Origin of the sequence: Pseudarthrobacter sp. CCNWLW207 (genome assembly GCF_037203945.1) — a bacterium.
Lineage (GTDB): Bacteria > Actinomycetota > Actinomycetes > Actinomycetales > Micrococcaceae > Arthrobacter.
Window position 1 is genome coordinate 170032 of sequence record NZ_JBBCBS010000001.1, and the last position, 12928, is coordinate 182959.

Genomic DNA, 12928 nt, shown 5'->3' on the forward strand with positions numbered 1-12928 from the left:
GGACTATTCTCCTTTGGCAGATTCTGCTCCGGTGCCCTGGCCTGCGGTGCCGGCCGGGGTTTCCGGATTGTGTGCGTTTGTGCTGGTCACAGCTTCCTTGCTGTCCCTGGGTTTCCAGCCGGGCAGTCTGACGTCCTTAATCGTGTCATCCTGGCCTGAGCCAACCATCACCGGCCCTCCGGGGGTAGCCAGCACCTGTTCATGTTCCCATGTTCTGCCGGCGATGTAGCGAATCGCCGAGTTTGCTACAGCGAGGATGGGAACAGAAAACAGCGCGCCGGGAATTCCGGCAAGGTATGAACCGGCCGCCACAGCCAGGATCACCGCCACCGGGTGCAGCGCGACTGCCTTTCCCATCACGAGTGGCTGCAGGATGTGGCTTTCCAGCTGCTGGACCAGCAGCACGATCCCCAACATGATGAGCGCGTTGACCCAACCATTTGCCACGAGCGCCAGCAGCACAGCCACAGCCCCGGTGACGAGTGCGCCGACGATGGGGATGAAGGAACCCATGAAGACCAGCACGCCCAGCGGAAGCGCAAGTGGGACTCCGATAATGGCGGCACCCACGCCGATTCCCACGGCGTCCACAAAAGCCACGAACATTTGGATGCGGGCGTAGCTGACCATGGATGCCCAGCCCTTGCGGCCTGCCCCGAACGTGGCGGCGCGGGCCTTTTTTGGCAGCAGCCGGACCAGGAACGCCCAAATGCGGTCACCTTCCAGGAGGAAGAAAATCAGGACAAACAGCGCGAGGACAAGTCCCGCGGCAAAATGCCCTGCTGTACTTCCAAAAGAAAGGGCTCCGCTCAGGATGCTGCTGCTGTTGTTCTGCAGCGCGGCTGTTGCCTCCTGCAGGTACTGGTCGATCTGGGCCGCCGACAAGTGAAGCGGCCCTTCCGCCAGCCAGCCCTGGATTTGCTGTATCCCGGCCAGCGCCTCGCTCCACAGCTCGCTGAAACCCGCAACAAGCTGCCGTCCCACGAGCGCCAGGGAACCGCCAATCAGGCCGAGGAACCCCAGCACGGTGACCGCCACGGCGGCGCCGTTGGGCAGCCGATGATTCCTGAGCCAGCCCACGATGGGGCTGAGCAGGCCAGCCAGCAGCGCTGCCACCATGACGGGAATGATAAGGAAGCTAATCCGGCTGAGGAGCCAGATCAGGGCGCCTCCCACCAACAGGATGAGTCCCAGACGCCAAGCCCATGACGCCGCGATGCGGACACCGTAGGGGATGTCGCGGTCCAGTTCACGGTCCGCCAGGACCCGCAGTGGCGGGGCAGCGCGGCCTGCAGTGTCGTCCGCCCGCCCGCTTAGTTGCGAGAGGGTGGAAGGGTCGGTCGGTTTGGCGTCCTCAGCTGGCGTCATAGCCTAATACTTCACCAGCTGCGGGCTTATGGGAAACCGCTACCCGGCTTCGTTAAGGGTGGCGTCGATCCCCCAGGTCATGGTGAAGCTGTCCCCCGGCGAAAGCCAGCGGAGCCCGTCCCCGGAGTTGAAGGCATTGGCTGGTCCCGTCATTGGCTCGATGGCCACCGCCCTCGCCCTGCCGGGAAATTCGGTGGTGACGAACACATGGACGTAGGCGCATGCCTCGTCCTGCCACAGGCTGACGCTGCGGCCGTCCGGAGCCGACAGAGTATGGCGGGCCGTGCCGCCGTCGAACGTTATGTCCGTCAGTGCGACGTCGATGTCCAGGCTTCCCACACGCCGGCCCGAGCGGAGGTCCGTATCGCCACCAACCGGTTCAGAGCTGCGCGGAATCAGCCGCTTGTCGGCAACGAGCCGGGTGTCGGCGGAGACGGTCAGTAGCAGGTCGTCGAGCTCCGTATCGCCGAGCCGCAGGTACGGGTGTGCGCCCAGGACAAACGGTGCCGGCGCCTTGGAGTCGTTGACCAGGGTCTGCCGGACCTCAAGGCCCAGGTCCTCCGCCAGCAGATACTGCACCCGGTGGCGCAGCAGGAACGGGTATCCATGCTGGGGGAAAACGGTCGCTTCGAGGGTGACGGAGAACTGCGACTCGTCCACCAAGCTGTAGGAGGCGTTCCGCAGCAGTCCGTGGCTGGCGTTGTTCCGGGACACTTCGGTGATGTCCAGTTGCTGCTTCTTGCCATCGAGGTACCAGACGCCGTCCTCCACCCTGTTCGCCCAAGGCGCCAGGGTGATACCTGCCGCACCGGGAGAAATTTCAGCATCGCCGTAAGTCTCGGTGAGTTGCACGCCGCCCCGGCTGTAGAGGCGAAGGCCTGCGGCCAGCTCTGTAACAACTGCGAGCGCATCCCCCCGCCGGAGTTCGTACTGCCGCCCGCTGGCGTAGGACCGGAAGCCGGAAGGGACGCTGGTTTCCGGCAGAGAAGGTGAAGTCATGGGCACCACCGTACATTGCATGGCGCCAGCCGTCCCAACAGCGCCACATGTTATATTTTGTTTGAAACTATTCTTTTTTGAGCTAAATATGCGACAATGATGATGACATTGAGCGGGCCACGCGGGAAGGGGATGTGATGCTTGCAGCACAACGGCAGCATCTGATCCTCCAAGAGGTCCACAACGAGGGAACCGTGCGGGTGGCCACCCTCGCCGCACGTTTCGACGTTTCGGAAATGACCATCCGCCGCGACATCGACGCCCTCGATGCCGGCGGCCTGGTCCTGCGGGTCCACGGAGGAGCCGCTCGAACGGACAGCTTCAGCGCGCTCGAACCCGGGTTCGCCAACAAGTCCGCCCTCGCCCAGCCTGCTAAGGCAGCCATCGCGGCCGAGGCACTCAAGTTGGTCCGGCCCGGCATGACGCTGCTCATTTCGGGCGGAACCACAACGTTTGAGCTGGCAAGGATGCTGCCCCGGAACTTCGATCTCACCGTTGCCACCAACTCGGTTATGGTGGCCAGTTCGCTTGCTGCCCGGGAAGGAACGGGAGAGGACAGCGGCATCCGGACCCTCGTGCTGGGCGGAGAGCGGACACCGTCAGAGGCCCTCGTTGGTCCGCTGACCGTTCAGGCCGTCAGCACCATTGCCGCCGATCTCTGTTTTATGGGCGCGCACGGACTGGATCTCCAGGCGGGGATCACCTCGCCCAACCTTCTCGAAGCCGAGGTCAATGCCGCCATGGTCAGGGCGTCCTCGCGCCTGGTGGTCCTCGCAGACTCAAGCAAGTACGGCGTCGTCGGCCTGGCTGGCATCTGCCCCTTGTCCGCGGTGCACATCCTGGTCACCGACAGCGGAATCCGCGCCGCATCCACCGGAGCCCTTGCCGCCCTCCGAAAAGCCGTTTCCGAGGTTCGGACAGTACGGCTTCCGAACAGCCGTAACGGCCATGCGGAACCGGCCAGCGTTATCAGCCCTGATCCCCGGCAGTACCAGCCACCAGTACCCAAAGGAAAAGCCCCATGACAGGTATCACCAGTACGAAACTCGCCGACGGCCGGGAGCTGATCTATTTCGACGACGCCGCAACACCGAAGCCGCGCACGGCGGAAACGACCACGGACCACCGGCCGCTGCCGGAGCGGGGCGAGCCAGGCGAAGTACGGTTCGATGCCCTCACGGACGAGTGGGTCGCCGTTGCGGCCCACCGGCAGTCGCGTACGCACCTGCCCCCGGCAGATCAGTGCCCCATCTGCCCCACCACACCGAATAACCCCTCCGAGATCCCCGCGCCGGACTACGACGTGGTGGTGTTTGAAAACCGCTTCCCGTCACTGGGCCCGGACCTGGGTCCCATACCGGCCGCCCCGGAATGGGGAACCACCGGCCCGGCGTATGGACGCTGTGAGGTGGTGTCCTTCACCCCTGAGCACACGGGGTCGTTCAGCGGGTTGGGCGAGGAGCGGGCCCGCACAGTCGTGGAGGCCTGGGCGCACCGAACTGAGGCGCTCAGCAAGATGGCGGGAATCAAACAGGTTTTCCCGTTCGAGAACCGGGGGGCCGACATCGGCGTCACCCTCCACCATCCGCACGGACAGATCTATGCCTACCCGTACATCACTCCGAGGGCCGGGGTCCTGGGCGCGGCGGCACGCAAGTTCTACGATGGGTCCGACGGCCGGCAGACCCTCACCGGGTCGCTGCTTCGGGCTGAACGGGAGGACGGAAGCAGGATGGTGATGGAGGGCGAGAACTTCAGCGCTTACGTGCCTTTCGCTGCCCGCTGGCCGCTGGAGATCCATCTGGTACCGCACCGGCAGGTACCCGACCTGGCAGCTTTGAGCGGCGAGGAAAAGGATGAGCTGGCGCATGTTTACCTGGACCTGCTCAAACGGCTCGACGCCCTCTACCCCACGCCCACCCCGTACATTTCCGCCTGGCACCAAGCCCCCCTGGACGACCTTTTGCGGCCGGCCAGCTACCTGCACCTGCAGTTGACGTCACCGCGCAGGGCAGCCGACAAACTCAAGTACTTGGCAGGCTCCGAAGCCGCGATGGGCGCGTTCATCAACGACACCACGCCCGAAAGCGTGGCGGAGCGGCTCCGCGCCGTTAGCGTCCCGGAGTCCACCCCCTCGCCCGCAGCCACTACCGCCGTCCCTCTGGGGGCCCTACCTGAAGGAGCACATGCGTGAGCGCCGCCCCTGACCCGCTGACCACCCAGGCACCGCCCACTGCCGCGGACCTTGCCGCCCGCTTTGAGCGGGAGTTCGGCAGGCTTCCCGACGGCGTCTGGCAGGCGCCGGGCCGCGTCAACCTGATCGGCGAGCACACCGACTACAACGAGGGCTTTGTGCTTCCGTTCGCCATCGACAAGACTGCCCGGGTGGCCGTGGCAGTCCGGCCGGACAGCGCCATCCGGCTCCTGTCCACGTACGGTGACCAGGGCGTAGTCAATGCCGATCTTGGCACCATCGCAGCCGCCTCGGCCAAGGGCTGGACGAAGTATCCCCTCGGGGTCATCTGGGCCCTTCAGCAGCGCGGCATCGCGGTTCCGGGACTGGACCTGCTCCTCGATTCCAACGTTCCGCTCGGCGCAGGCCTGTCCTCGTCGCACGCGATCGAGTGCGCAGTCATCTCAGCGCTCAACGACATCACGGGAGCCGGACTGGAACCGGAGGAGATGGTCCTCGCCACCCAGCGCGCAGAGAACGACTTTGTGGGCGCCCCCACGGGCATCATGGACCAGTCTGCGTCCCTGCGCGGATCCAAGGGCCACGCCGTCTTTCTGGACTGCCGCGACCAAAGCGTCCAGCTGGTTCCTTTTGAAGCCGAGCAATCCGGGCTGGTGATGCTGGTGATCGACACCAAGGTTTCCCACTCCCACGCCGACGGCGGTTACGCCTCACGCCGGGCCTCCTGCGAATTGGGTGCTCAGGTCTTGGGCGTCAAAGCGCTCCGGGACGTCCGCGTGGCGGACCTTGAGGAAGCAGCCGGGCTCCTGGACGAGGTCACCTACCGGCGCGTGCGCCACGTGGTCACCGAGAACGACCGTGTGCTGCAGACCGTCGAGCTGCTGGCCAGCGAGGGCCCGGGTTCCATCGGCGCCCTGCTGGACGCCAGCCACGCCTCCATGCGGGACGATTTCGAGATCTCTTGCCCGGAACTGGATCTGGCTGTGGACATCTCCCGCGCCAACGGGGCTATCGGAGCCCGGATGACCGGCGGCGGTTTCGGCGGGGCCGCCATTGCCCTCACCCCGGCAGAGGTGGAGCAGCAGGTGCGCGCCGCCGTCGAACGCGCCTTTTCCGAGGCCGGGCACAAGGCTCCCGACATCTTTACCGTCACCCCGGCCGCCGGAGCGATGCGCCTTTCGTAAGGCGCTCAGAGACACAACAGGAGAGGGTCCCCGCCAGTGCTATGCGCACCAGGCGGGGACCCTCTCCTTTTAGGTTTAACGTACGACGGCGGCTGCCGGCTTGGGTGCTAGTCGTCGCCCCGGAGGATAGCGAGCAAGCGGATGATTTCCACGTAAAGCCACACCAGCGTGACCGTGAGGCCGAACGCTGCCGTCCAGGAGAAGCGCTGCGGAGCGCCGCTCTGGACCCCTGCCTCGATGCTGGTGAAGTCCATAACCAGGGAGAACGCAGCCAGGCCGATGGCCAGGATGCCGATGACGACACCAATGATACCGCTGCGCAGACCGAAGGGCTCAGTCGTCAGACCGGTCATCATCATGACGAGGTTGACCAGCGAGAACAGTGCGTAGCCAACCAGGGCGATCATGAAGAACTTCATGGCCTTGGGTGTGGCCCGTACCTTGCCGCTCTTGAACAGGAGCAGCGTCACGGTGAAGACGGACAAGGTGCCGATGACAGCCTGGAGACCAACCCCCGGGTACATGGTGTCCAGTACGCGGGTGAGACCGCCGAGGAAGAGTCCCTCAAGGCCGGCATAAGCGAGAATCAGCGCAGGTGACGGCTGCTTCTTGAAGGTGTTGACGAGTGCCAGAACGAAGCCGCCGAGGGCACCAACGATCATCAGCATGCTCGCGAGGCCCATGCTGACGAACATTGTCACCGCTGCGCCGACGAGAAGCACTCCAAGGCAGGCGGCCGTCTTGACGATGACGTCGTCGTAGGTCATCCGGCCAGTGTCCGCGGGACCCGCGGCCGGCTGGTTGTACATCTGCTGCAGCTGCTCGTTGGTCATGTTTTGAGCAGCGTAGCCGCCCTGGCCGTCCATGACCTGGCCGGGTGCGCGGCCGTACGCCTGCTGTCCATAAGGCTGGCCGTAGGGCTGCTGGCCGTAAGGTGCCTGCCCGTAAGGCGCCTGCGGGACAGGCGGCGCCTGCGTCGCTTCACGGAAATTCTTTCCGTTGAAGATCGGGTTTCCGCCAAGTGCCATTGCTGGTGTCCTCCAAGTAAGGGGTGGGTGCTGAACCTTATGATTCACGTTACCAATTTCCACGCCTCACCGCCGCCGAAAGTTCCCCGCCCTTGAGGGAAGCAACCTAACTGTGACATGGGACGTTGTCCGAAGCCGGTGACGACAATCCCGGCAGGGCGGACCGAATGTTAAGAAATACCGGGGATCAACAAAAGTTTCTTTAGTCAGCCTAACGATAGAGGCAGGTCCTGCTACACAGTTGTTATCTGATCGCTACCCGAAGGCCGCTTCGGGCGGCATTTTTCGCCCCTGCAGCGCTGTAACATAAGGCCAAGCCGGGTGACGAAAATCACAGATTTGCAGCGATTGCTGATATCAGCACCGCATCATCGTCTGCCCGGCTTCGTTCGCAGCGGTTGCAAAGGCGCAGCCGAGACCACCCCCAAGCGGAGGTTTTCTATTTTGAAAAGCACACCGAGAGGCCTGTTGCACCAGCGGCGGGGCAGATTGCTCAAGGCTGTGGGCGCGATCTTCGCGGCCATTGTCACAATCCTGCTCGTCGTCGCGCCCGCGTCGCAAGCCACTACACCGTCACCGACACCATCCCCGTCACCGACGGTATTCCAGAACAGCATCAGCGGATTCCTTCGGGATGACGAACGTGCACCCATCGCAGATGTCACCATCACTGCCAAAAGCGGAGATTTCACCGGAACCACAAAATCCGGCGCCAATGGCGCGTGGACTATCGGAGTGCCCGTCCAAGGCACCTATGAAATAGAGCTGGATGAGTCCACGCTTCCCGAGGGAATCAAGCTGGCCGAGGGCCAGGAGAACCCCCGCAACGTCTCGTTCAGCCAGACTTCCAATCTCTCGGTGATCTTCACTTTTGGCGAGGGAATTGTGGTCCAGGAGCAGAACTTCGCCCAGAACCTGCTCAACCGCCTGGTGGCTGGCCTGAGCTTCGGCCTCCTGCTGGCGTTGGCGTCCGTGGGACTATCACTAATTTTCGGTACTACAGGCCTGACGAACTTTGCCCACGGTGAAATGGTCACGCTGGGCGCCGTAGCTATGTTTGGCCTCAGCGCGATGAACTTGCCCTTCTGGCTCGCCGGAATCCTGGCGCTCTTGATCGGTGGCCTGTCCGGCTTTATCCAGGACGCAGGCCTGTGGAAGCCACTGCGCGCCCGCGGGACGGGCCTTGTCCCCATGATGATCGTCAGCATCGGCCTTGCGTTGGCCGCCCGCTATGTCATCCAGTTCTACTTCGGTGGTGCCACCCAGCAACTGCCATTCGCCCAGTCGAGCGAGATCCAGCTTGGGCCTGTGTCCATCTCGCCCAATAACCTGTGGTCCCTCGTCATCAGCGCCATTGTCATAGGTTTGATCGGCGTCATCCTGCTCAAAACCCGCTTGGGAAAGGCCACGCGCGCGGTGGCAGATAACCCGGCGTTGGCGGCGGCATCGGGCATCGACGTCGACTCCGTGATCCGCATCGTCTGGGTAGCAGGCGGAATGCTGGCGTCGCTTGGCGGCATCCTGTGGGCGTACTACCGGCCCGGCGTGACGTTCGACATGGGCTCGCAAATCCTGCTGTTGATCTTCGCCGGCGTCACCCTGGGTGGCCTCGGGACTGTATTCGGGGCCCTGATCGGGTCACTCATCGTCGGTATTTTCGTGGAACTGACCACCGTCTTCGGCCTCGCCGCCGATCTGAAATTCGTGGGAGCACTGTTCATCATGATTGTTGTCCTCTTGTTTCGTCCCCAGGGCATCCTGGGCCGTCGTGAGCGTGTGGGTTAGGAGGCCGCCATGGACTACGGATTCGTTTTCTCCAGCGCTGCCAGCGAAATATTCAGCCCGACAACGGCTGCCTATGCCCTTGCAGCCCTCGGACTGGCCGTTCACTTCGGCTACTCCGGCCTGCTGAACTTTGGGCAGGCCGGCTTCATGGCAGTGGGCGCCTATGGCTTTGCCATCTCGACGTTGTCTTTCGGGGTGCCATTCTTTGTTGGTCTGCTCATCGCGGTCGTCAGTTCCTGCCTGTTTGCCCTGCTGCTGGGGATCCCCACCCTGCGGCTAAGGGCTGACTACTTGGCCATCGTTACTATCGCCGCAGCCGAAATTGTCCGCTACGTCGTAACCACCAACCAGATGGATGCAGTGACAGGTTCGGCAGACGGCCTGGGTGCCTTTGAGGGTGGGTTCTATTCCATGAACCCTTTCCCCGAAGGGTCCTACCTGGGCATGAATAACCGCGACTTCTTCATCCGGGTCGTGGCCTGGACCTTGGTGGTCGTATGCTGCCTTGTCATCTGGCTGTTGATGCGCAGCCCCTGGGGGCGTGTGCTCAAGGGCATCCGGGAAGACGAGAACGCTGTCCGTTCCCTTGGCAAGAACGTCTATGCCTACAAGATGCAGGCGCTGATCATCGGCGGTGTCCTCGGCGCCCTCGCCGGCATGGTGTTCACACTTCCGCGCGGCGCAGTCCAGCCCGCGAACTATGGCACCGAGCTGACGTTTTTCCTCTGGACATGCCTCCTGCTGGGCGGCATGGCCACCGTCCTGGGGCCTGTTATCGGCGCCATGATCTTCTGGGTGGTCTTGTCCCTGACACAGGGCATCCTGTCCGGCCTTATTGAATCCGGCGCGGTGACCTGGCTGACCACAGTCCAGGCGGGCCAGCTGCGCTTTATCCTTGTTGGCATCGCCCTGATGCTGTTGATGATCTTCAGGCCGCAGGGCGTCTTTGGCAATAAGAAGGAGCTGGCATTCGCATGAGTCACGGTGCACATTCAATGAATGAAAATGTACACAGCACAGCACACAACGACGCAGCCATCGACTATATGACTGACACCAGTCCGATTGCCGCCGGGGACATCGCCCCGGGCTGCAAGAAGAGGGACCCCATCGTGGTGGCCGAGAACGTCACCCGAACCTTCGGCGGCATCAACGCCGTCGACGTCCAGTACCTGGAGATCCCACGGCACAAAATCACCGCGCTGATCGGCCCCAACGGGGCAGGCAAAACGACCCTCTTTAACCTCCTTACCGGCTTCGATACGCCCAACTCCGGCAAATGGCAGTTTGAAGGAAAGAACATCGAGGGTGTCTCCTCGTACAAGCTGGCCCGCATGGGCATGGTGCGCACTTTCCAGCTCACCAAGGTCATGGGCAAGCTCACCGTTATGGAAAACATGCGCCTTGGCGGCTCCAGCCAGCCCGGCGAACGGCTGTCGAAGGCACTGTTCAAGGGGATTTGGGGCGGCCGGGAGAAGGAAATTACGGCCCAGGCGGACGTCCTGCTGGAGAAGTTCAAGCTCGACGTCAAGAAAGATGACTACGCGGCTTCACTGTCAGGCGGCCAGCGCAAGCTGCTCGAAATGGCGCGTGCCCTGATGGTCCGGCCCAAGCTGGTGATGCTGGACGAACCGATGGCCGGCGTCAACCCGGCTTTGACGCAGTCGCTGCTGGACCACATCAAGAACCTCAAGGCTGAAGGTATGACCGTGTTGTTCGTGGAACACGATATGAACATGGTCAGGCACATTGCCGACTGGGTTGTTGTCATGGCCGAGGGGAAGATTGTGGCGGAGGGTCCCCCTGCCGATGTTATGAAGAACCCTGCTGTTATTGACGCTTACCTGGGAGCCCACCACGACGTCGATCTTGGTGACACTGAAGGCATCAGGGAACTCGAAGCAGTACTTGAAGCCGACGAGGAATCGATTGTGGGTACGGAAAACGCTGGCATCATCGCTGTTGATGCAGTGACCACCGAGGCCAAAGACGCAGACCTTAAGCAACCCGACCTCAGCCCGGAAGCCCACCAGGCTCCGGCCGCCGATGAACCCCTTTCGCCCGAGTCCGGCCTGAGAGAAGCTGGCACCACAGACAAGGACAAAGAATGAGTGCCACCAGCGCTGCCCCTTCCACCACGACAGCGCCGGCGGATGACGTCGTCGTCAGGGTAACCGACCTTGTGGCCGGTTACCTTCCGGGTGTGAACATCCTCAATGGTTGCAGCATCGAAGCCCGGAAGGGCGAACTGATCGGCATCATCGGACCCAACGGGGCAGGCAAGTCGACGCTGCTCAAGGCCATGTTCGGCTTGGTGAAAGTCCATTCCGGCAACGTAGTTGTCCGCGGGAAGGACATCACAGGGCTAAAAGCCAACAAGCTGGTCACCCAGGGCGTGGGCTTCGTGCCGCAGAACAACAACGTCTTTGCCACCCTCACCATCGAGGAAAACATGCAGATGGGGATGTTCCAGCGGCCCAAGGACTTCTCCAAACGGTTTGAGTTCGTCGTCAGCCTGTTTCCGGAGCTTGGCAAGCGGCGGGCCCAGCGTGCAGGGTCCCTCTCCGGTGGTGAACGCCAAATGGTGGCCATGGGACGGGCACTGATGATGGAACCGGCCGTCCTGCTGCTCGACGAGCCATCCGCCGGCCTCTCCCCCGTCAAGCAGGATGAGACGTTCCTGCGGGTCCATGAGATCAACAGGGCAGGCGTCTCCGTCATTATGGTGGAACAGAACGCCCGGCGATGCCTTCAGATCTGCGACCGGGGCTACGTCCTGGACCAGGGCAGGGATGCCTACACGGGCACTGGACGGGAGCTCATGAAGGATCCCAAGGTCATCCAACTCTACCTGGGCACCCTCGCCGACACGGTGGAGTAAAGCCGCACAGCGGAGGGCCCTCGTTCAGAGCTTTCTGAACGAGGGCCCTCCTCTTTGTGACCGACTCAGCCCGGCTACAACGAAGGCCCCCGTCCGTGGACGGGGGCCTTCGTTGTAGCGTCAGTTAAGGCTCGGCTTACAGCTTGCCGAATTCTTCCTTGACTGGCTGCGGCTTGTTCGTGTCATCGTACTGGTAGATACCGATGTAGGCTTCGGTCGGATCACCGGCATCGGAGAAGGTTACCGGACCCGACTGGCCGTCGTAGTCAATATCCTTGCCGTTGCGGAGCAACGTGACGCACGAAGCGAAGGTGTTGCACTTCTCACCGACCTCGGAGACACCCTTCAGTTGCTTGGCAATGTCGGCACCCTTGGTGCTCTTAGCCGCTTCCGAGGCCAGGGCAATCAGGTTGACGGCGTCGTAGGACTCGCCGGCGTAGTTGTAGTCCTTCAGCGCCGGATCGATGGCCTGAAGTGACTTCTTGAAGTCCGCCTTGGCGAACGTTCCGGGCTGGGTGCCCTGCGCGCCCTTCAAGGTGCCGGGCTGGAAGTCCTTGCTGTAGTCGGATGTGTTGCCGTCCACCAGGAACAGCTGCGTTGGCTTGATCCCCTTGCCCGTCAGCAATGGAATGATGCTCTTGGCCTCGTCAAAGGTGATCAGGGCGATAGCGTCCGGCTTGGCAGCAATGACTTTGTCCACCTGGGCGCTGAACTGGGAGTCGCCGGTGTTATACAGCTGCTCTTCAACGACCTTGCCGCCAGCACCTTCGAAGGCCTCCTTGACGTTCTTCTGGAGACCTGTTCCATAGGCGTCGTTCAGGACGATCATTCCGACTGTCTGTGCTCCACAGGCAGCGATGTAGTTGCCCAGGACCTTGCCCTGCACCACGTCTGAGGGTGCGGTGCGCCAGTACAGGCCCTTGTCATCCCAGGTGGTGAAGTCCGGCGAGGTGTTTGCCGGGGAGAAGTGGAGCACGCCGGCCCCGGTGATCTGGCCGATCACGGTCTTGGATACAGAAGAGGAAGCTGCGCCAATAACCGCGCTGACTCCCTGACCAAGCAGCGCCGTAGTGGACTGCGTGGCGATGTCGGTTTTGGTGTCGCCGGAGTCACGATGGATAACTTCCACTGGCTTACCCAGAACACCGCCTGCTGCGTTGACCTCCTGAACGCCGAGGTTAACACCAGCGATTTCGGGTGGGCCAAGGTATGCCAGGTTGCCGGTCGTGGGCAAGAGCGAGCCGAGCTTCAACGGCGCGTCCGTGGTGGTTGTGGAAGGCGGAACAGCGCCCGTGGGAGCTGCCGCGGCTGAGGTGCTGGCGCCAGCACCGGAACCCGCCGGGCAAGAGATTGCGCCCTGAGGTGCGGTGGTGGTTTCCGTCGAGCTCGGCGTGGAGGTACCACCACAAGCTGTAGCCAGAAAGGCGACGCCGACGCTAAGCGCTGTGAGCTTTGCGATACGGGGTGCCGCCGGGGAAAGTGAAATCAT

At 62.7% G+C, this 12928-nt stretch carries 11 protein-coding genes; 7 read left to right on the forward strand and 4 right to left on the reverse strand.

From position 1 onward, the window contains the following. Positions 1-3 precede the first annotated feature (3 nt). The gene (locus tag V9L17_RS00630; RefSeq protein ID WP_337350051.1) at positions 4-1368 is read right to left on the reverse strand and encodes an AI-2E family transporter; all 1365 of its coding nucleotides are present in this window, start codon (positions 1366-1368) and stop codon (positions 4-6) included. A 39-nt stretch (positions 1369-1407) separates the two neighbouring features. Continuing rightward, positions 1408-2367: an aldose 1-epimerase family protein gene (locus tag V9L17_RS00635; RefSeq protein ID WP_337350052.1), complete on the reverse strand. Its 960-nt coding sequence runs from the start codon at positions 2365-2367 to the stop codon at positions 1408-1410. A gap of 137 nt (positions 2368-2504) precedes the next feature. Here V9L17_RS00635 and V9L17_RS00640 point away from each other — a divergent pair, with 137 nt between their 5' ends. Genes V9L17_RS00640 through galK form a run of 3 tightly spaced genes read left to right on the forward strand, consistent with a single transcriptional unit; the run spans position 2505 to position 5745 of the window. Further along, on the forward strand, positions 2505-3392 hold the full coding sequence (locus V9L17_RS00640) for a DeoR/GlpR family DNA-binding transcription regulator (protein ID WP_337350053.1): 888 nt from the start codon (positions 2505-2507) through the stop codon (positions 3390-3392). Continuing rightward, positions 3389-4561 carry a galactose-1-phosphate uridylyltransferase gene (gene galT, locus V9L17_RS00645; protein ID WP_337350054.1) on the forward strand — a complete coding sequence of 391 codons (1173 nt, stop codon included), beginning with the start codon at positions 3389-3391 and terminating at the stop codon, positions 4559-4561. The genes V9L17_RS00640 and galT overlap by 4 nt, the downstream gene beginning before the upstream one ends. After that, entirely contained in the window at positions 4558-5745 is a 1188-nt protein-coding gene (galK, locus tag V9L17_RS00650; RefSeq protein ID WP_337350055.1) for a galactokinase, read from the forward strand. Before galT ends, galK begins: the two co-directional genes overlap by 4 nt. A 107-nt stretch (positions 5746-5852) precedes the next feature. Here galK and V9L17_RS00655 read toward each other — a convergent pair whose 3' ends face one another. Then, entirely contained in the window at positions 5853-6773 is a 921-nt protein-coding gene (locus V9L17_RS00655) for a Bax inhibitor-1/YccA family protein (RefSeq protein WP_337350056.1), read from the reverse strand. Positions 6774-7217: 444 nt separating this feature from the next. Here V9L17_RS00655 and V9L17_RS00660 point away from each other — a divergent pair, with 444 nt between their 5' ends. Genes V9L17_RS00660 through V9L17_RS00675 form a run of 4 tightly spaced genes read left to right on the forward strand, consistent with a single transcriptional unit; the run spans position 7218 to position 11439 of the window. Then, entirely contained in the window at positions 7218-8558 is a 1341-nt protein-coding gene (locus V9L17_RS00660; RefSeq protein ID WP_337346652.1) for a branched-chain amino acid ABC transporter permease, read from the forward strand. Between the two features lie 9 nt (positions 8559-8567). Continuing rightward, a complete protein-coding gene (locus V9L17_RS00665) occupies positions 8568-9536 on the forward strand; it encodes a branched-chain amino acid ABC transporter permease (protein WP_337346653.1) in 969 nt (322 codons plus the stop codon). A gap of 17 nt (positions 9537-9553) precedes the next feature. Continuing rightward, positions 9554-10669: an ABC transporter ATP-binding protein gene (locus V9L17_RS00670; protein WP_337350057.1), complete on the forward strand. Its 1116-nt coding sequence runs from the start codon at positions 9554-9556 to the stop codon at positions 10667-10669. Beyond that, positions 10666-11439, forward strand: coding sequence for an ABC transporter ATP-binding protein (locus tag V9L17_RS00675; protein WP_337346655.1), 774 nt, complete (start codon positions 10666-10668; stop codon positions 11437-11439). The genes V9L17_RS00670 and V9L17_RS00675 overlap by 4 nt, the downstream gene beginning before the upstream one ends. 136 nt (positions 11440-11575) lie before the next feature. On the opposite strand, the gene V9L17_RS00680 is transcribed toward V9L17_RS00675, so the two are convergent. Continuing rightward, positions 11576-12928: an ABC transporter substrate-binding protein gene (locus tag V9L17_RS00680; protein WP_337346656.1), complete on the reverse strand. Its 1353-nt coding sequence runs from the start codon at positions 12926-12928 to the stop codon at positions 11576-11578.